Origin of the sequence: Enterococcus sp. DIV1314a, assembly GCF_051713805.1 — a bacterium.
GTDB classification, from domain to species: Bacteria; Bacillota; Bacilli; order Lactobacillales; family Enterococcaceae; genus Enterococcus_I; species Enterococcus_I aquimarinus.
Window position 1 is genome coordinate 675,332 of the sequence record NZ_JBIOQP010000001.1, and the last position, 19,904, is coordinate 695,235.

At 40.7% G+C, this 19,904-nt stretch carries 19 protein-coding genes; 3 read left to right on the top strand and 16 right to left on the bottom strand.

Going from position 1 to position 19,904, the window contains the following annotated elements; all coding sequences use genetic code 11:
- Positions 1–332: 332 nt before the first annotated feature.
- The 3 genes from IGI68_RS03210 to IGI68_RS03220 all read right to left on the bottom strand — a co-directional run bounded on the left by IGI68_RS03210 (position 333) and on the right by IGI68_RS03220 (position 2,433).
- A complete protein-coding gene (locus tag IGI68_RS03210) occupies positions 333–1,226 on the bottom strand; it encodes a metallophosphoesterase (protein WP_438730449.1) in 894 nt (297 codons plus the stop codon).
- Between the two features lie 16 nt (positions 1,227–1,242).
- Entirely contained in the window at positions 1,243–1,605 is a 363-nt protein-coding gene (locus IGI68_RS03215) for an iron-sulfur cluster biosynthesis family protein (protein WP_438730452.1), read from the bottom strand.
- A 102-nt stretch (positions 1,606–1,707) separates the two neighbouring features.
- Positions 1,708–2,433, bottom strand: coding sequence for a DUF2786 domain-containing protein (locus tag IGI68_RS03220; RefSeq protein ID WP_438730455.1), 726 nt, complete (start codon positions 2,431–2,433; stop codon positions 1,708–1,710).
- 163 nt (positions 2,434–2,596) lie between these two features.
- Between IGI68_RS03220 and IGI68_RS03225 the strand changes: the two genes are divergently transcribed.
- Both IGI68_RS03225 and IGI68_RS03230 read left to right on the top strand, forming a co-directional pair.
- On the top strand, positions 2,597–3,043 hold the full coding sequence (locus IGI68_RS03225) for a YueI family protein (RefSeq protein ID WP_273232269.1): 447 nt from the start codon (positions 2,597–2,599) through the stop codon (positions 3,041–3,043).
- Positions 3,044–3,078: 35 nt separating this feature from the next.
- Positions 3,079–3,480, top strand: coding sequence for a hypothetical protein (locus IGI68_RS03230; protein WP_071873956.1), 402 nt, complete (start codon positions 3,079–3,081; stop codon positions 3,478–3,480).
- Between the two features lie 256 nt (positions 3,481–3,736).
- On the opposite strand, the gene IGI68_RS03235 is transcribed toward IGI68_RS03230, so the two are convergent.
- The 11 genes from IGI68_RS03235 to rnc all read right to left on the bottom strand — a co-directional run bounded on the left by IGI68_RS03235 (position 3,737) and on the right by rnc (position 17,764).
- Positions 3,737–3,907: a hypothetical protein gene (locus IGI68_RS03235; RefSeq protein WP_169818076.1), complete on the bottom strand. Its 171-nt coding sequence runs from the start codon at positions 3,905–3,907 to the stop codon at positions 3,737–3,739.
- Entirely contained in the window at positions 3,895–4,116 is a 222-nt protein-coding gene (locus tag IGI68_RS03240) for a hypothetical protein (protein ID WP_071873958.1), read from the bottom strand. The genes IGI68_RS03235 and IGI68_RS03240 overlap by 13 nt, the downstream gene beginning before the upstream one ends.
- Before the next feature lie 80 nt (positions 4,117–4,196).
- A complete protein-coding gene (locus IGI68_RS03245; protein ID WP_438730461.1) occupies positions 4,197–4,937 on the bottom strand; it encodes a LytR/AlgR family response regulator transcription factor in 741 nt (246 codons plus the stop codon).
- Positions 4,930–6,243, bottom strand: coding sequence for a sensor histidine kinase (locus tag IGI68_RS03250; RefSeq protein ID WP_071873960.1), 1,314 nt, complete (start codon positions 6,241–6,243; stop codon positions 4,930–4,932). Before IGI68_RS03250 ends, IGI68_RS03245 begins: the two co-directional genes overlap by 8 nt.
- Positions 6,244–6,417: 174 nt before the next feature.
- Positions 6,418–7,248 carry an S-formylglutathione hydrolase gene (gene fghA / locus IGI68_RS03255; RefSeq protein ID WP_438730465.1) on the bottom strand — a complete coding sequence of 277 codons (831 nt, stop codon included), beginning with the start codon at positions 7,246–7,248 and terminating at the stop codon, positions 6,418–6,420.
- A 4-nt stretch (positions 7,249–7,252) separates the two neighbouring features.
- Positions 7,253–8,368, bottom strand: coding sequence for an S-(hydroxymethyl)glutathione dehydrogenase/class III alcohol dehydrogenase (locus IGI68_RS03260; protein WP_071873962.1), 1,116 nt, complete (start codon positions 8,366–8,368; stop codon positions 7,253–7,255).
- Between the two features lie 73 nt (positions 8,369–8,441).
- Complete coding sequence (gshAB, locus tag IGI68_RS03265; RefSeq protein ID WP_438730469.1) at positions 8,442–10,703, bottom strand: bifunctional glutamate--cysteine ligase GshA/glutathione synthetase GshB; 2,262 nt, start codon at positions 10,701–10,703, stop codon at positions 8,442–8,444.
- A 644-nt stretch (positions 10,704–11,347) separates the two neighbouring features.
- On the bottom strand, positions 11,348–12,649 hold the full coding sequence (gene ftsY, locus IGI68_RS03270; protein ID WP_438730472.1) for a signal recognition particle-docking protein FtsY: 1,302 nt from the start codon (positions 12,647–12,649) through the stop codon (positions 11,348–11,350).
- A gap of 1 nt (position 12,650) precedes the next feature.
- Positions 12,651–13,472: a Cof-type HAD-IIB family hydrolase gene (locus tag IGI68_RS03275; RefSeq protein WP_071873968.1), complete on the bottom strand. Its 822-nt coding sequence runs from the start codon at positions 13,470–13,472 to the stop codon at positions 12,651–12,653.
- Positions 13,465–17,058: a chromosome segregation protein SMC gene (gene smc, locus IGI68_RS03280; RefSeq protein WP_438730476.1), complete on the bottom strand. Its 3,594-nt coding sequence runs from the start codon at positions 17,056–17,058 to the stop codon at positions 13,465–13,467. Before smc ends, IGI68_RS03275 begins: the two co-directional genes overlap by 8 nt.
- A 13-nt stretch (positions 17,059–17,071) precedes the next feature.
- Positions 17,072–17,764: a ribonuclease III gene (gene rnc / locus IGI68_RS03285; RefSeq protein WP_273232285.1), complete on the bottom strand. Its 693-nt coding sequence runs from the start codon at positions 17,762–17,764 to the stop codon at positions 17,072–17,074.
- A gap of 227 nt (positions 17,765–17,991) precedes the next feature.
- On the opposite strand from rnc, the gene IGI68_RS03290 reads away from it, so the two are divergent.
- Entirely contained in the window at positions 17,992–18,444 is a 453-nt protein-coding gene (locus IGI68_RS03290; protein WP_438730480.1) for a GNAT family N-acetyltransferase, read from the top strand.
- Between the two features lie 74 nt (positions 18,445–18,518).
- Here IGI68_RS03290 and acpP read toward each other — a convergent pair whose 3' ends face one another.
- Positions 18,519–18,761 (bottom strand): acyl carrier protein, encoded by a 243-nt coding sequence (acpP, locus tag IGI68_RS03295; RefSeq protein WP_071873972.1) that lies wholly within the window; start codon positions 18,759–18,761, stop codon positions 18,519–18,521.
- A gap of 129 nt (positions 18,762–18,890) precedes the next feature.
- Positions 18,891–19,892 carry a phosphate acyltransferase PlsX gene (gene plsX / locus IGI68_RS03300; RefSeq protein WP_438730483.1) on the bottom strand — a complete coding sequence of 334 codons (1,002 nt, stop codon included), beginning with the start codon at positions 19,890–19,892 and terminating at the stop codon, positions 18,891–18,893.
- Positions 19,893–19,904: the final 12 nt, after the last annotated feature.

Consider the following 19,904-nt stretch of genomic DNA (forward strand, 5'->3'; position numbering starts at 1 on the left):
CTTTTTCTTTTGCACTCCCGTTTTTCATTACTCTTCCATCTTTAAAAAATTCTTTCAAAAATTTGAATTGTCTGAAAAATTAGATAAGCATGAGAAAATAATACACGATTTTATTTTATTCGTCAATCTCTTTTTTTAATAATTAATTAGAAAAAACGTGCGACCGAAATGAAATTTCGTTTAAAAAGCTGATATAATAGCTTTTTTGATGAAAATTATTTTAGGTTTTTCAGACCTATTTTCTTTTCGTTTCTTCTTTTTTTTAAGTATTTCTATCCTTTTTTCAACCTGATTCTTTGAATTCGTTAAGAACGTTTCAATCTATTCAATTTCTAATACGGGATGAACGTGAGACTTCTTTGGAATTCATCTAATAAGAACCGTTCTTTTTGTTGCATAAATGCCGTTTGATTTTGTCTTAAAATCGTGCGTAATTTCGTCGGTCGATATTTTTCGACTAAATGATGCTCAAAGACAAAGTCCCTCGTCAATTGCCACTCATAGTAATAGCCAAGTGGCCTGCAATGATACCACGTCTTTCCAATTTGTTGAGATGCAAAACGACGATGCGTGTGGCCAAACACAACATCTGTTACTTGCGGGAACTGATCGATGACGTTCCCAAAGCTTTGCGAACCTAAAAAGGCATTTAATTGGTTCCACCGTTGATGCTCCCCTTCATGGTGGATAATAAATTCTTTTTTTGGAACAAAATGTGTCGCAAGTATAATTCGCTTGTCACGCGGGAGTTGTTTTAGCGTTTGTGCTAGGCGTTGATTAATGGCCTCGCTGATTTGAGGATCACTCGCAGACCGTATAATCTGACGGTCGTACCAAAAAAGATCTTTCAAGCGACGAATTTCACGCTCATTCTGTAAATCAGAATACCCATAGTCATACCAACCATTCACCCCAAGTAAAAGCGTTTCTTGTGAAAGGGCAATAGTTCGAAAATTTAAAAAAGATTCCGCTGAAAAATCTTCAATTTCAGCTTCACCGGTTAAATCAATCATTTCATGATTTCCCCAATGAAAGGTAGTTGCTATTTTCTCTTGAAAAAAAGCGACGGTCTGTAACGTCTTTTGATGCGTGTTCGCAGTATCACCCGCTAGATGAAGATGCGTGACGCCTTGTTCGAATAAAAAATCACGTAGACGTTGGAGAGAGGCACCCTCTAATCCATTGATGTCGACGTGAAGATCACTTATAATCGCTAATATTCCCACGCAAATCCTCCTTCGTTTAGCTTAGAATTTGTTTAATCGGTAGATTTGCGACCAATACACCCGCTTTGGAGCGTAATTGCAATCGTTGATAATTCGGTTCAAGCACGAGTTCTACTGATTGATCTAGCAACATGGTGGATTGTTCCTTCATATAAATTGGACCGATTTCTGTTTCAATGATTTTATTGTAATCAGACAATGCTTCCTCTGGATAGGTTTGAGGAACAAACAGCAGGCGAAAGGCTGGGTATAATTGACAAGAGACCGAGTCGTCGGCAAAAGGACCGATGGCATCTTCAAAATCAAGTAACATTCGGGCATCACTTGGGCGTTTCTCTTGAATCACTGCTTGTGCTTGTTTTGATATCCGTAATTCCATCTTGTTCTCCTCCTTCTATTCTTTTTTATTAGTGTACACTTTTAGGCAACTTTCTTCACGTAAAATAGCTTTTTACAGCCGTTACGTTCTTTGATTAGTTTACTAGTCGTTTTTCTCTGCGACAGTTCGTTTTGTAAAATCAATCCCTTTGCCTTCTACGTAGCCTTTTTGATAGGCGGCAGATATTTCGATGGCGGGTGTTCTCAGCGAGCTCTTACTCCATCCTTGCGTGTAGTCGTGATACGCCAGTTCTACGGCTTCTGGCACTAAGACAAGGAGTTCATAAACTTGACGAAGCGCGGAGACTTGTTCGGCAAAGCGTTCCTCTAACCCTAACAAAAAACCATTCATATAACTAGATTTGACGTTTTCCGTCACGTAACGCGTGCGTTTTAGTTGAGGATTGTCTTTATACATTTGATCCACAAACACTTTAGCGTGAAAGACCAATACTTCATACGCTAACAGATACATTTCTTTCGCCAAGGCTAAATCACGGCCGAAGCCATAAAAGACAATGCGTTTCTTCTGTTGTTGCTGACTAGCGACTGTTTTCAAAAAATACTTTACGCGAAAGTTTTGGGAAATAATTTGCGCTAAGCGTCGTTCCCACCAGTACAAGCGTTTCGCCACTGTGACGCTCTCTTCGTTAATCTGATCGGCCTCACTGATAAAATTATCATCCTCGACTTCTGTGGCGTCGATGCCGTATTGAAGCATGATTTTTTGGGCTAAAATAAACGCCGACTGACTTTCTTCATCATTATGCTGATCGCGCGCAATGGCGAGCAAGCCTTTTACTTTACGGATGATTTTTTGCTGTTCCATCAACACGTCTCCGTTCTTTTAGAGTTTTAACCATCGCTGACTATGGAGTCCTTCGCTAATGGCGAATGCTCATCTCTTAGATTCGCCGATTAATGACGTCGTTTACTGCGGTTTTTTTCATTTATGGTATAATCATTGTAACAAACTTTATAGGAGATTTCATATGGCAGATAACTTACAACAACGCATCGACCAAGCCGCTTCTGGCACCCCCTTATTAAAACCAGACGAACAGCGCATTTATTTAGGTACTTTCCGCGAACGTTGCTATGTCAGTATGACAATTGCGCAAATGAAGAAAACGTCCAATCAAACCGCCTTAAAGAAAGCCTTAAAAACCTATCCTGAAGCTTCTATTTTAATGAACGGTTGTCTTTCGACCGTCGTACAATCAACGTATATGCAAATTGCCACCAAAGAAAACATTCCATTTAAAATTGTGACCACCACGAACGACTGCGATGATCAATCAATCGGGTTGCTCGTCATTTCTGACAAGGCGGTCCATCAAGAGATCCTTGATATTGAAGTCCTTTTCCCGAGTGAAAAACCTGTCTCCTCGATTCAAAAAAAGAAAGAAAAAGAACCGTTTTGGCGGAAAATCTTTTAATTTTTAGCACCAAAAAATAGAAGGGAGTTTTGTATATGCCAACCTATCGCGATTTAAAAGAAGAACTCGTCTACGCCCTCGACCAACACATTGACTTATTGAAAGACACTGCCACAATCGACCAAGGTTCCTTAGACGGGGTCATGTTTATGATGCGTAGTTTCGGGTTCATCTTCGACCGCGCGCCGCAAGTTTTATTAACCGACGATCCGGAAGAAATGAATTTCTTAATGTTTCAGTACTATAGTTTATTAAGCGAGTTGAAATATAACTTACTACTGAATTATTCCTATGCAAAAATTCATCAAAAAACCTTGCTTGAAATCGTGCAAGAGTTCCCAACAACTTATGAAGACGATCTAAAACAGTGGTGGGAGAATCTCACTGGCTTACATGTCGATGAAACGAAGCAAACGATTTCTGTCAAAGATCTATAACATCGCTTCATGCGTTGAGATCGTGGATTCAGGCTCTTCGCCAAGTAGAGTTGAAAAATGATAGGAATAGCACTCATCAACAATAACCATTATATCGCCAAATAAAAAAGGGAGAAGTTGAATGGCACTCAACTCCTCCCTTTTTTTTGCCTTGCGTTGGGTCTAAATTGATCGAACACAACGCAAGCAGTATCTTTGCCCGTACCTTCCTGTTAAAACGCCTGCTTGATTGAACTTACTCAAAAAGCCATTGTTTTTAATACGAGTCATTTTTTTCAAAAGAAACCAAAATCATTAAAATTAGTAGACAGACAATGGCACCGACTAATGAAATAAACTGGTACCCTTCATTAATGGGGCCTAACACCGAGAGGCCAATAAATATCGCCGTGATCGGATACAACAACCGACGGACTAGACGTACCACCCAACATACCCTCCCTTAATTTTGTCCACCTTCACTAAGGTTTTCCCGTTATACGTTTGTGGTGGATAGGAAATAAAGTTATAAGCAACATAAGAAGCGCGTTGACTCTCGACATCCACAACTAAAAGCGTGTCTGCTTGGACAGTTGGCGTGTAACCCGCAGTCATTGAAAGTAATAAAAATAACATCAGTGTTATCCGTTTTCTCATCTTCTCTTCACTCCTTGGTTTCTTTTGTTTCATTGTACTCGAAAATAACATCAAAAAACCATTTATTGCCTAAACGTCGCTTATTCGATCCTGAACGTACGCTCAAGATACTTAATTTGACGATTCGACACGACACAAGTCTCTCCGTTCGTAAAAGTAATCAAACGCTGCTTACGATCGACGTGAACCATTTGAGGTAGATTCGCCACGATCGATTTATGTACACGTAGAAATGTTTCCGAAAGTTCCTCGATCAGCGTTAGCTTGCCGTAAAATTCTAACGAGCCATTTGCAAGGTGTAAAATGAGTTTGTGGGAGTTGGGCGACGTTTCAAAAAACATGATTTCGGATAGTTCAAATAAACGGACTTGATTGCCCACATCAATGCGGATACGCTGTTCAGAATGCTTACGTTCTGAATGATAGTGCCGATACGCTTGATCTAACGCTTCTTTCGTCCGCTGTTCGATTGCTTCTGGATAATCTTTCAAGATATAATCCATTGCTTCGACTTTGTATTGAAAGGTTATCGGTAGCATTTCATGATGCGTGGTAATAAAAATGATTTTCCCATCGATACAAAGATTGCGAATGTGGGAACCCAGTTGGATACCGTTAATCGTAGAGCGCAAATCCACATCCAAGAAAAAAACACCAGCCGTTTGAGGATGTTCATTTAAATAGGTCAGAATTTCAAAAGGATCTGCCGTGCTCAGCTGTAATTGCATATCTAATTCTTCGATTAAAATATAACGCTGAATGATCCGTTCGAGCTTTTTGCGTTGTATCGTGTCATCTTCACAAATAAAAATCCTAAGCACTCGTTCCTCCTCCTAATAATGTCAGTTTTTGGACAAAAAGGTGTTGACTAATCGTTGTTTCCAGTAACAAATCAGATGTTTGACTCATCAGTTCATCGACTGTTGACAAGCCGTACCCACGTCCTTTCCCTTTCGTCGAAAATCCTTGTTTTTTCAATTGATACAACGGTTCAACTGGATTTCTGACGGTGTTTTGAATCAAAATCACGAGCGCATCCTTTTCTTGAAAAAACGCCACGGCTAATTCGCCTTTTCCTAAAGCATCTACTTCTTCGATGGCATTATCTAATAAAATACCGAGGATTCGAATCAGATTTAAATCAAAGACATGCTTTGGAAAGATGATTTTTCCAGTCATTTCTAAGTGAACCGAAATCCCTTTTTCTTGTGCGAGCAGAAGTTTGGTCATGAAAATTCCTCGAATAGCAGGATGGTCAATTTTTTGTAACGCCGATAACTTAGAAGCATTCGCTAAAAACAACGTCCGTGTCGGCTGAATCGTCTGTTGGTAATAGACTGTTAGAGCTTGAAGATCCCCTTCTTCTAAATAACTTTCTAATGAAGATAAAATATTTAAGTAGTCATGGCGAAACTGATTAATTTCTTCATTTTGTTTACTGATCTCATCGATATATAACTGCATCGCTCGTTGCTCGATGACTTTTTCACGCGTCGCGAAGGCTAATTTTTGATTATTGGAAAAAATATAGATGCTAATGCCCCCTAGCGTGACGACAAAAACTAACGTGATGACAAACATTTTAATGAGTGTATCAAATTGGGTTTCCGCGGGACTCGCTAACAAATATTGGTACAACGCATAGACCTTATTCGTGAAAAAAAGCATAAACAGAATCGGACCCGAATATTGTTGCCATTTTTGTGGCAGGCGGGTAAAGACAAAGCGCCGGATAGCGAGACTCGCGAGCACGACCATGAATAACGTAAAAAGAAAATATAAAAAGATGACGAATTCACTTGCTTGTGTCGCAATATAGAATAAGACCGCGCTAGGCGATAATAAAAAGACGGCGAGATTTTGTACGATAAAGGCAAAAGATAGATGAAATAACGTCACGCCAACTGCTTGCCTTTGATGATTCATAAAAGAAATCGTCAACAATAACGCACTTAAGACAAGTTCATCCAGACTGGCTAAACGTAAATTCAAGTGAACACTACTGACTAAAAATAAAATAAAAACAGAAACAATCAGATTCGTTCGTTTTTTTAACGAAATTTGGTCCAATAATATAAAGGAAAAAAAGATTTGGAAAATATTAGAAATAACGATTAAATAAAACACGTCATTAGGTCCCTTCTCAATGCTTATTTTGTCTAAATTATAGCATGTTTCTTGCTTGTTACTAGTTGGAATCAGCGTTTTTTATTCCGAATATTTGAGCAACATCGATCACTATGAACTAAAAAACACCTCAAGCCTCACAAAATAATGAGGTTGAGGTGCTTTTGGCCTTAATTATAAATGAGAAAGATGGAAGGCAAAATGTTCTTCTAAGAACGTTGAGATAAAGAAATAGCTATGATCATAGCCTTCCTTCATTTGATACTGAATGTTATTCCTTGCTTCTTCAGCATTTTTTAAGAAGGTCGTCTCTTTTAACTGTTTTTCATAAAAACCATCCTTGCTTCCTTGCGTAATTAAAATCGGCAGCGAGGTCGTTTCTTTGATTAATTCAGTGGCATCCCACGACTTCCAAGCGTTTGTGTCTGCGCCTAAATAAGTCGTGAAGGCTTTGACGCCCCACGGCACTTGCATCGGATTTAAGATTGGCGCAAAAGCCGAGATGGCGTTGAATCTTGCCGGATTTCTTAATCCAAGCACTAACGCACCATGACCACCCATGGAATGGCCCATCACACTTTCTTTACCCGAAAAATTCGGCACAAGCTTGGTAGCAATCGCCGGCAATTCTTCCGTTAGATAGTCGTACATTTGATAATTTGTTGACCACGGCGCTTGGGTTGCATTCACGTAAAACCCTGCCCCTTGTCCTAGATCCCAACCTTCATCATCCGGCACGTCTTTTCCTCTTGGTGATGTATCGGGAATCATCACGGCAACTTGATAGTGATTGGCTAAACGTTGAAAACCACTTTTTTGACTAAAATTATCATCGGTACACGTTAATCCAGAAAGCCACCAAATCAGCGGGATTTTTTTCCCAGCTTGATTAGATGGAAGGTAAAGACTAAAGGTCATTTCACATTGCAATACTGCTGAATCATGACGATACTTGCGTTGTTCGCCACCAAATGCGATGGCTGTTTCAACTAATGTCAGTGTCATTTTCTCACCCCTCATACGTTAAGATTGTTCGAATCGATTCTCCTTTGTGTAACAAATCAAAGGCCTCATTAATATCGTTGAAATGCAATTGATGCGTGATAAAAGAATCTAAATCGATTTTATCATTCATATAATCGGCAATCATCCCTGGCAATTCCGTTCTCCCTTTGACACCGCCAAAAGCGGAACCTCGCCAAACGCGACCGGTTACGAGTTGGAATGGACGGGTACTGATTTCTTTTCCAGCACCGGCTACACCAATGATAATACTTTCGCCCCAACCTTTATGACAGCACTCCAAGGCGGATCGCATCACATCGACGTTCCCAATACATTCAAAACTATAATCGACACCGCCGTCTGTCATTTCAATAATGACTTCTTGAATCGGTCGATCAAATTTTGAGGGATTAATACAATCGGTTGCTCCCATTTTTTTCGCTAAAGCAAATTTTTCTTCATTTAAATCAATGGCGATAATTCGTTTTGCTTTGGCTTGCACGAGTCCTTGAATTGCGGCTAACCCAATTGCTCCCAAACCAAAGACCGCGGTCACAGCTCCTTCTTCTACTTTGGCTGTCTTATGAACCGCACCAATTCCTGTCGTAACGCCACAACCAAAAAGACACACTTTGTCTAGCGGTGCTTCAGGATCAACTTTAACGAGCGAGATTTCTGGCACAACCGTATATTCGCTAAACGTACTCGTACCCATGTAATGATAAATTGGCTCACCATTATAAGAAAAACGGGTCGTCCCATCTGGCATTAAGCCTTTTCCTTGGGTTTCTCGAACCGCACTACATAAATTGGTTTTGCCGGAAAGACAAAATTTACATTTGCCACATTCTGCTGTATAAAGTGGGATCACGTGATCACCTGGTTCAACCAACGTCACACCTTCTCCTACAGCGACAACAACACCCGCGCCTTCATGTCCTAACACGGCTGGAAAGACACCTTCTGCATCATCACCGGATAAGGTAAAGGCATCTGTATGACAGACAGAGGTATAAAGTATTTTGACTAAGACCTCATTGGCTTTTGGTTCTTCTACATCAATTTCAACAATTTTAAGGGGTTCTCCTGGGTTAAACGCTACGGCTGCACGACTCTTCATAGGAATCACTTCTTTCTTTTTTATAAGGTATTTATTTTTTTTGCTTCGTCATCGATCGAACAGATGAGACTCTTTAAAACATCTCCGGGAATAACAATTCTAAAACATCCATCGTTAAACGAGGACCGATGCCTTTATGGGGATAAATGTGCATCATCATCGCCGGATTAAAGTTCCCTTCGATAATACCGTACGCATCTTTCTCGGATGCTGGAATTGTGTGATCAGGAATAATTAAGTCAATCCCACAAATCACTGCACCAAGCGCTTTGACGGCTTTGACAGCCACTTCTTTATAGTCTTCATTAAACATTTCTGTGACTTCGATGGAATCCCCGCCACTACTAATGTTGGAGTTGTCTCGTAAATAGACGATTTCGTCTTTAGCTGGAACATCCGTGATGTCATAGCCTTGTGATTTCAAGGCGATTTTTTCCAAATCACCTAATTGAATTTTTTCTAACGGCGACCGGTGATTCGTTCCCCGTAAAGGATCACGGTTTTTCTCGGCAACAAGTGCTTCGATCGTCCGCTCGCCATCGCCTTTGACATTGGCTGGCACACGCAATAATATGCCTTTGACTTTGCCATCAATCACAAAGAAACGATATTCCGTTCCACTAAAGAATTCCTCCACCAAAACATCTTCATCGGCTTCAAAAGCGACTCTTAAGGCCGCTTGATAGTCTTCTAAGCTCGCACCTTCTTTAAAAATCGAAATCCCAATGCCGTAATTCGTGGACTTTGGTTTCACAACAATCCCCTGTCCAGCAAATTCAGGATAGGCAGTAACGGCTTCTTCAAGACTTGAAAACTCACGCCCTTTTGGCACCCGGAAACCCGCTTGGTCTAATACTTTCTTCGTCACGGTTTTATTGGCCATTAATAACGGAACAATATAACTATCTTTACTTGTCATATTCGCATTTTTCACGTACTCAACATGATTGCCTACTGATAACTTCAAGAACTGATCACGATCATCCAGCACTTCGACCTGAATCCCTTTTTGAATCGCATCGAACATAAAAATTTGAGTTGATAATTCCATCTGAGTAAAGCCAGCCAATTGATACGGTTTCGCCCACGCTCGCGCATGATTTTCGAGTGCTATTTTAGTTGCCACTTCTTTTTGTGACGTTTTTTGGCTTTGGGTATACAATTTACCAGCAACTGTTTCTGCCGGTATCTTGACCATTTCAATGTACGTCGCCATTAATCCGTCCGAAACGCGCAATCCTTGTTCTTCAATAAATGCTTGTAATGCGATTAACGTCTCAAGCGCTTCTTCTTGGTATCTTGTCGCTTGTAACGGGTGTTCCAGTGCGACTTCTTCATTTTTACGCTCGCCATCGGTTACCCAAATATGAGCGGGCGCTTCTTCTTCTTTCCACAATAGGAATAATAAGAAGAGGTGCAGAAATTCCGCTTGTTCCTCGCTAATGCCACAAGGTGCAAATGGATTTAAATCTAGATTACGCAACTCGATATAGCGAATACCAGCCTCTGCTAGATCGGCCATTTTTTTCCCACCTCGGAAACGTACCACGGAATAAAACTCTTTTTCTTCTGAGAGTTTCCCTTCATTTACCATCCGTTCTAAATCCACAATATATTGTTCAAGACTCTCGTAGGAAACCTTTACGTCTGGATGATTTTTGTAGCCATGCGAACTATTACGGATGCTACGCACAGGCTCGTTTGGCCGCTCATCTCCTTCAAAATAACGTGCTTCACTAACGGGGGTTGCACCAAATAAATAGGTTACTAGCCAGCTATAATGCAAATAATTTCTGGTGACTTTTAAATAGACGGCTGTTTTAAAGGCTGTATATTCCTTGATTTCGGACTGTAAAGCAAACATTTTTTGGAGCAATTCGTCGCTAAATTCAAAATTATAATGAATGCCACTGACCATCTGTTTGCGACGGCCATATGATTTTGCCAAATAACGGCGATATAAGACATCTTCAAAATTATCCAATTGGGCGATGAGAATATCTTCTTCTTTTTCAGGCAACATTGGCGGCATGCTTATGGGCCAAATCATTTCTTCAGGATTCATCGAACGATACGCAACTTCATGAATCGCCGTTAAAAAATCAAAGAGTTCTGAAATACTTTGCGCAACAGGTGTGATTAACTCTAATTGCGTTTCTGCAAAATCCGTTTGGATGTACGGATGATGTTTCCGATTGCCTAAGGTTGTCGGATGCAGCGTGTCCACTAAATCCCCTGCTAAGGTCACACGTTGCCCTTCTCGTTCCACACCATAACGGGCTTTTAATAAATAAGGTTGTAACTCCTTGTTTTCAAGGAGGGTTTTTAAATTCATAGTAAGACTCCTTTGGTTTACGTCATTGCTCTTATTATAGCAAACATCACGCTAATTGTGAGTCATTTTGTTTTCCAAAAATAACAGATTTCATAAATAAAAATAGCCTGGCTCATAAGGAGATCGACGGGTTTTCTAGCACTCTCGTCGTCAGTAGCAATTTTGTAAAAGCGAGTCATGAAAAAAACAACCACGACCGGCGGCCAATCCGCTTCTCGTTTGACAATCTAACTTCTTCAGAAAATGGTATAGCCCACTCTTCGTGGTAACAATCCGATTGTACGAGTATGGAATGGAGGCATGATAACGTATTTTAAAAGCGATTGCAAGCAGTATTTATGTACGTTCAAATTTATCGCTAGGCTCCTAATCGCTCCGCTGTCCGCAAGATTCTTTTTGATTTGACCCTTTATTTGGCAAAAGAGACCGTCACAAAAGGACCATTAACGCTGAAAAAAATCATACTTCCGCTGTTTCCATCAATACTAAAAAACACGTTCACAAAAAAGTGTTGACGAATGATACGAATATCACTCGTCAACACAATGCGTTATATTATAGCATGCACAAATCTTTGCGCTTACGAAACCTTTTAGTCCCTACCATTTCCTAGCACAAAAAAATATTTGTCATACCTTATACTTTTACTCTTCTTCCAGTAGTCCTTTGAATAAGCCAATCACGAAATCATTCGGATTGAAAATTTCTAAGTCCCCAATGCCTTCCCCTAGTCCAACAAGTTTCACTGGTAGATGAAGTTCGTTGCGAATCGCTAAGACAATTCCACCTTTGGCTGTTCCATCCAATTTCGTTAAGACAAGACCCGTAACATCCGTGGTTTCTTTAAATTGTTTGGCTTGGCTCATCGCATTTTGTCCGGTAGTAGCATCGAGTACGAGTAAAACTTCATGTGGCGCGTTTGGTTCTTCTCTTTGAATAATACGTTTGATTTTATCCAATTCTTGCATTAAGTGCGCTTTGTTTTGTAAGCGTCCTGCCGTATCGACTAAAAGGATATCGGCTTGTTTTTCTTTGGCTTTGATCATCGCATCGAACACGACCGCCGCAGGATCGCCACCCGTTTTTCCGCGAATCACTTCAACGTCCGCTCGTTCGCCCCAAACCACTAACTGATCAATCGCGCCAGCACGGAACGTATCTGCTGCAGCGAGTAACACTTTTTTACCCGCTTGTTTATATTCATATGCTAATTTCCCGATACTCGTTGTTTTTCCGACGCCATTTACCCCGACAAATAACATAACCGTGAGGCCGTTTGGTTGCAGATTCAGCGCGTTTACTTCCCCGACACCTTCTGCTTCGTATAAATCGACTAATTTCTCAATGATGAGATTTTGCACAGCTGCCGGTTTCTTTACATTGCGTAATTTAACTTCTTGGCGTAATTCATCGGCAATCTTCATGGACGTTTCAAAACCGACATCGGCCCCAATCAAGGTTTCTTCGACTTCTTCAAAGAAATCTTCATCGACACTTCGGAAGTTAGCGAATAATTCATTCATCCGTTCTTTAAAGGTTTTACGTGTTTTGGCTAATCCTTTATCGTACTTCTCTTGAACCGTGACTTCCTCGATGAGTGGCTCGCTTGCTTTTGTTGCTTCGACTTCAAGCGTCTCTTCCACAACAACTGCTTCTGGCAGCCGCTCTTCCTGCTGGCTCGCTTCTTCTGCAAGCTCCTGTCCGACTGTTTCTTCTGTTAACTCAGTCATCGTTTCCGTTTCTAACGGTAGCGTTTGGGACTCGATTTCTTCAGATGATAGCTCAGAATCAGGACTTGTTGTTGCCGTCTCAGTCGATACGGGTGCTTCGTCAGAAAGGCCGTCTTCGTCTTCTTGCCCAGTTCGTTCAACCGATTCTTCTACTTCAATTGGCGTTTCTTCTTTTTCTTTAGTAAACGCTCGTTTTAATTTATCGAATAAGCCCATTTTAGTCACTCCCTTCTTGTAATATGTATGTTTCGACCACTTTTGCTACGCCGTCTTCTTCATTTGTAGCTGTCACAATATCCGCGACTGCTTTGACTTGTGCGACCGCATTGCCCATAGCGACACCCATTCCGGCGTATTCAATCATCGATAAATCATTTTCTTCATCACCGATACTCATCACTTCGGTTTGCTTCAGACCTAAATCTCGAACGAGTAACGATAGACCGTAAGCTTTTGTCACACCTTTAGGCATAAATTCAAGCAGCATGTCGCGGCTCTTAATCACTTCAAAGCTCTCACGAATTTCTGATGGAATTTTTTGGATTTGAGCATCTAAAAATGCTTGGTCAAAACCAATGACAGCTTTGTTATATACGCGGTCTTCTTGAAGTTCGGAAATGAGGGTCGGAAGATGGGTTAACAATGGATTCATCGTAGAATACAGTGATGGATGGTCAGTTGAAGTAGCCACATTAAACACTTTTTCTTCTGATAACAGGTCGAGCGGTAAATCGAGGCTTTGCGCAAGCGTGATTAATTCTTGAACTTGTTCAAAGGTTAATACATTTTTTTCAATGATTTTTCCGGTATCATTTTGTTGGACTAACCCACCGTTAAACGTGATGCTATAATCGCCCGCCTCTTCTAAATTCAATTCTTGTAAAAATGGATGGATGGCACGTAACGGGCGTCCCGTACAAATAACCACTTTGACCCCTTTGGCTTTGGCTGCGATTAACGCGGCTTTATTGCGTGGGGTAATTTCTTTTTTCCCATTTAATAAGGTCCCATCTAAGTCAATAGCAACTAATTTAATCATTTCGTTCTCCTTCTAACACTTGTATTTGACCATTTTGAGCAATCTCTTCTAAACGGACCGACACTAATTTCGAAACACCTGATTCGGCCATCGTTACGCCGTAGAGCATATCAGCCGATTCCATCGTCCCTTTGCGATGCGTCACCACAATAAATTGTGTGTCTTTTTCAAACGTTCTTAAATAACGACCGAAACGTAAAACATTCGCTTCATCAAGTGCCGCTTCCACTTCATCCAATACACAAAATGGCACCGGACGGACTTGGATAATCGAAAACAATAACGCAATCGCCGTTAATGCACGCTCGCCTCCAGAAAGTAAACTTAAATTTTGTAATTTTTTCCCTGGTGGTTGTGCTTCAATCTCAATTCCGGTATGCAGTAAATCAGTCGGATCCGTTAAGATTAACTCTGCACGACCGCCACCAAACATATTCGGAAAAACGGTTTGAAATTCATTCCGAATGCCCTCAAAGACTTCTTTAAAACGACTCTTGACTTCCTCATCCATTTCAGACATTGTCTCAAACAGTTGATCTTTTGCCGAAATCAAATCTTGTTGCTGCCCCGTTAAAAAGTCGTAGCGTTCTTTGACTTGTTCGAACTGATCAATGGCTTGTAAGTTAACAGGTTCTAGCGCAGCCATTTCTTGGCGTAACGCCTGAATCTTTTCTTTTTCTTTCTCAGGATGTTCTAACACTTCATACATCGCCTTCGCTTGGTCAAAACTTAACTGATAGCTCTCTTGTAAATAGTCTAAACGATTATCGAGTAAAATGCCCACTCGACTGTTTTCAACTTCCACGGCTGTTTTTTCTTCAAGTAATGCTTTTTGTTGTTGATTGGCTTGACTAAGAAGTTGTTCTTTTTCACGAATCGTTGTTTGAATCTCACTGCGCTCATCCCGCATGTTTTTCAAGGTCGTTTGCAACGTTTCTTTTTGCAGCAAGTATTCTTCAATTTGTTCGTTCAAGCTTTCTTCCGTCACACCATTATTTGAAAAATCGGTTGTCAAATGAGCAAGATGTTGTTCGATGAGCCGTTGACGATTTTCTTGTTCTTCAATATTCCGATTCAACGCTTCGATTGTTTGGCGTAGATGAAGTCCTTGCTCTTTTGCCACAGCTAGGCGAGCTTGGTAAGCTGCTACTTCTTGTGCCATTTTTTGGCGATTTTCTTCAAAATGATCTTCTTGCGTCGTTAATAATTGAATTTCTTCATTAATCGTAGCGAGTTGGTGTTCAATCACTTTTTGACTCGCTTCCCCTTGTTCTTTTTGCTCTTCATACGTCGTTAAAAACTCTTGAAGATGTTGGTTTTCATAAGTGAATACTTTCAGTTCTTTTTTCAAACGCTCGATTTCTAGACGCAATTGTTGTTCTTGATTTCGAATGTCTTGTTCTGTCATTTTGCCTTCTTCGCCCGCATGACGAAGGCTTTCAAGTTGTGTTTTGCTCTCTTCTATCATGGCTTCAAACTGCTTCACTTGCTTTTCAACAACGAGTAACCGTTCGCTTAGACGCGCCACACTGTGTGTTAATTGTTGTAATTCATTGGTTTGACTAAACAAACTTCCTTGTTGTCCTCGTCGTGTCGCACCACCTGTCATCGACCCTCCAGCATGCATCACATCACCTTCGAGTGTTACCACGCGATAACGATAGTGCAGTTGTCGTGCTAAAGCATTCCCACTTGCCAAATCTTGGGCAATGAAAGTCGTACCTAACAAATTCGCGATGACTCCCGCAATCGATTCTGGATACGCCACAAGTTGACTTGCAACGCCTACGTAGCCTTCGACCTGCGCCGCTTGTTGTTGGACCATATCCGAAATTTGACGCGGTTGAATGGTCGTAATCGGTAAAAAAGTCCCTCTGCCGCCTTGATTGCGTTTCAAAAAAGCAATCCCTTGGCGTGCATCGGCTTCTGTTTCCACAATCAAATGTTGCGCAGCATTTCCTAGAGCCGTTTCAATTGCTAACGTATAGTCACTTGGCACGTTCACTAATTCCGCCACCGCACCCACAATCCCTGTGAGTTCTTGACGATGTTGTAAAATCGTTCGCGTCCCTTGATAAAAGCCGCTATAGTTTTCTTTAATTTCTTGCAAACTCTTTTCTCGAGCTTTTGCTTGCTGTAATTCTTTGATTAATTGGAACATCTTGCGCTGACTTTCCGAAAATTCTTGTTGCCTTTGCGTCAATTTTTCCTTCGTTTGTGCGTATTGCGTTCGTTGTTCGGCCAATTCCTCTTGCTTCAACTGCAGCTGTGTTGCTACGACTTGATAACGCGCTTCTTTATCGGTCAATTCTTCTTTTAAAGCAGCTTGCTTCGTGACAACGTGCTGGTTTTGAATCATTTCTTGTTGATATTGTCGTTCTAAGTACTTTAATTCGTTACTGACACTTGCTTGTTGCTGCAAATAATCCACGTACTTACTGCGAAGTTCTTCAATCAATTCCTTCGCCGTTTTTTGATAAAGCGCGAGATTTTTCTCTCCATCTGCTAACTCTTTTTCAAGTTGTTGGACTTCGCGATTTTTTTGCGAAAGATTGGCTAAACAAGTTGCTTTCTCATGGTTTAAAGACAGTAACTTTTCTTCAATACTTTCTAAATTCTCTTGATATTCTGTCGTACTTTTTTCGGTATGCTTCGAACGTTCTAATAAAACTTCTCGTTGTCCTTGGGCTTGCTTTAACGCTTCAACCAGCGCTAAATGCTGTTCGTTTTGGCTTTCAAGGGTATCGTCTAAACGCGTTCTTCGCTGACGCAACGTGTCAATTAACGATTCTTCTCGTACGAGTTTTTCAGTCATCTCGTGCAATTGTTGTTTGACGGTCGTTAATTGCTGCGTCGTATGATCATAAATGGTTTTCGCCTCAATCATTTCAGTGACGATATACGCCACTTCTAATTGGGTGAATGTTTCTTTCAATCCAAGATAAGTACGAGCATCCGCACTTTGACTAGCTAAAGGTGCTAATTGTTCTTCCAGTTCATACACAATATCTTGGACGCGATTTAAATTATCTTCTGTTTCAAAGAGTTTTTGTTCGGCTTGTTTCTTGCGTTGTTTATACTTCAAAACGCCCGCAGCCTCTTCAAAAATCCCACGTCGATCTTCTGGCTTACTACTAAAAATCGCTTCGACTTTCCCTTGGGAGATAATGGAAAAAGACTCTTTTCCTAATCCTGAGTCCATAAAGAGTTCTTGAATATCTCGCAAACGACACGCTTGCTTATTTAAAAAGTATTCACTCTCGCCACTGCGTGAAATCCGTCGAGTGACACTGACTTCATTATAATCTAACGGTAAATAATGATCCTCATTGGCTAAAACAATCGTAACCTCTGCCAAATTCAAGGCTTTTCGAGAATCCGATCCCGCAAAAATAATGTCGGGCATCTTTCCACCACGTAAACTTTTGACGGATTGCTCGCCTAAGACCCAGCGAATCGCTTCGGTAATATTACTTTTTCCACTACCGTTTGGTCCCACAATCGCCGTAATATTTTCTTCAAAATCAATCACCGTACGATTGGCAAACGATTTAAAACCGGCTAGTTCCATTCGTTTTAAATACACTAAATTCCCTCACTTACTTCTCAAGTCGCGTCAACGCATTGGCTGCGGCCGCTTGTTCTGCTAATTTTTTTGATTTTCCGTAACCCTCACCGATTTTTTCACCGTTACAAGAAACTTCTGTCCAGAATTTTCTTTCGTGGGCCGGACCTTCTTCTCTCAATAATTGATACTCTATCGCAACATCGCCCGACCGTTGTAGTACTTCTTGTAGGCGTGTTTTGTGATCCATCTCATGTGAAAAAGCACCTGCGATAATTTTGGGGAAAACGACCTTCGCTAAAAATTGGTCGACCGCCACTAAATCATGATCTAAGTAAAGCGCACCTAAAAAAGCTTCAAATAAGTCACATAATAAAGCAGGACGGGTTCTTCCACCCGAATGTTCTTCGCCTTTGCCTAATAAGACATATTGGTCAAAATGACATTCTTTCGCAAATTTTGATAAACTATCTTCACAGACAATCGCCGCTCGTAGTTTCGTTAATTTTCCTTCTGGTACTTTGGGAAAATTCCGATATAAAAATTGGGAAACGAGCAATTCTAAGACGGCATCGCCTAAAAACTCTAAGCGCTCATTATCTGATAGCTGTAAATAGCGATGCTCATTCACATAAGATGAATGGGTGAAGGCTTGTTCTAACAAAGCTTCGTTATGAAAGACAAGGTGATACGTTTCTTTTAATTCCTTTAATAACCGTTGATCCATCTAATCCATTCCTTTCTTACTTTGGTGCACCTTCTCCTATTATAATGGTTTTTGCCAAATTATGAAATACAAGTCCTTCTTTCCTCATGATTTCTTTGTGTTTTACCATTTAACACCCGTATTTCGCTTGTTCCTCGTTCAGGATTCATCCATAAAAGAAACCATCGACAAGAGACCGCTGATTTGTTATGATAAATGCTAAATTTGAAGCAGGAAGAGGCGATTTTATGACGTTTGTGTTTAGAGAAATCCAAAAAGAAGATTACACCAGTTGTGCTGATAGTCTAATCGCCGCCTACGCAAATGAGCCATGGAATAATCCTTGGACACTAGAAGAGGCACTCCTGCGAATTGAAGCGACGATGAGTGGCTTTAACGCCCGAGGATACGTTATCGAATATGAGGGTCACATCATCGCGATGTGTTTAGGCCGAATTGACTATTACTTTCAAAATTGGCGCCAATTTTGCATCGATGAATTCAACGTGACACCGCACTATCAAAGGCAAGGGCTCGGCAGACAATTATTCGCTTTTGCCGCCACGCAACTAAAGAAAGAAGCGATTCAGCAACTATTCCTCCTTACCGGTGGCGCACAAGCCGTGACATTTTATGAAAAAAATGGTTTCCTCACCTCTAATGAAGGCACGATGATGGTCTATCCACTCACCGAGGCGTAACAAAAAACTGTGACTACCTCGTACCAAACAAAAAAGACAATGGATTATTCGAAAATAATTCATTGTCTTTTTATTTACGCTAAATGACTAACAATATAATCAACTGCTCCACCCACAGTTTGAATTTGTTCGGCGTCTTCATCTGAAATTTCAGTTGAGAAGTTTTCTTCTAATTCTAGAACAAATTCCATCACACTGATCGAGTCAGCATTCAAATCTTCTTTAATTCTCATTGTATCGGTTACTTTATCTGCATCAATTTCAAAATGATTTGCGATAACTGTTGCTACTTTTGCAAATACTTCTTCACGCGTCAATTGCACTCACCTCCACGAATTTTAACAAGGTCAAAAAAGAACTATTACAATAGTATCGATTAATGTTCTTTTTGTCTAGCTTTTTTTCAATTTTGTTGCACCTATGACACTCGCTGTCATAAAAAAAGGTTATTCTGGACTATTTTCTTCAAATTGTTTCACCAATTTATCAACCACTTGCGTTTCTAACATGGTATGAATTTGACGAATGGTTGCCGCTACGGCTTCTGGTCCCGTTGAACCATGCGTTTTAACAACCGGTGCTTTTAAGCCAAATAAAACAGCCCCACCATATTTCGCATAATCCATTTCGTTTTTCAAGTTCTTTAAAGCATCTTTTAGCAATAAGGCGCCAATTTTCCCTTTAACTCCAGAATCTAAAATCGATGTTTTTAAAAGATTCACAATATTTAAGGCCGTTCCTTCAATTGATTTTAAGACAGCATTCCCGGTAAAGCCATCGGTTACCACCACATCGGCAACACCCGTTAAGATATCACGTGCTTCAACATTGCCGATAAAATGAATACTGGTTTCTTGAGAAAGCAATTCAAATGCCTTTTTCGTCAACTCACTACCTTTTGAGGCTTCCGTTCCATTATTCAATAGACCGACGCGTGGTTTGGTAATGCCACGAACATTTGCTGCGTAAAAGGAACCTAAAATGCCATATTGGACTAAATGTTCCGGTTTATTTTCGGCATTTGCTCCAAGATCGAGCATATCAAAACCCGTCTCACTCCCAATAACAGGCATCGTAGAGAGTAACCCTGGACGTTCAATGCCTTTAATCCGTCCCACAATAAATAAACCCGCAGCCAATAAGCCACCCGTGTTCCCTGCTGAAAAAATGGCATCAGCTTCTCCATTTTTCACGGCTTGCGCGGCCAAGACCATGGAAGCTTGTTTTTTCCGACGAATCGCTTTTACCGGTTCATCGTCACTATTAATTTTTTCATCGGTATGAATCACTCGGATATTGATTTCACCATTTAAATAGCGTCTGATTTCTGTTTCTTTTCCATAAAGTTGGAATTCAATGTCGGGAAATTCTTGATGAGCCAATAAGACACCTTCTACGATTGCTTTAGGTGCATTGTCTCCTCCCATTGCGTCAACGGCAATTCTCATCGAACGTGGCAC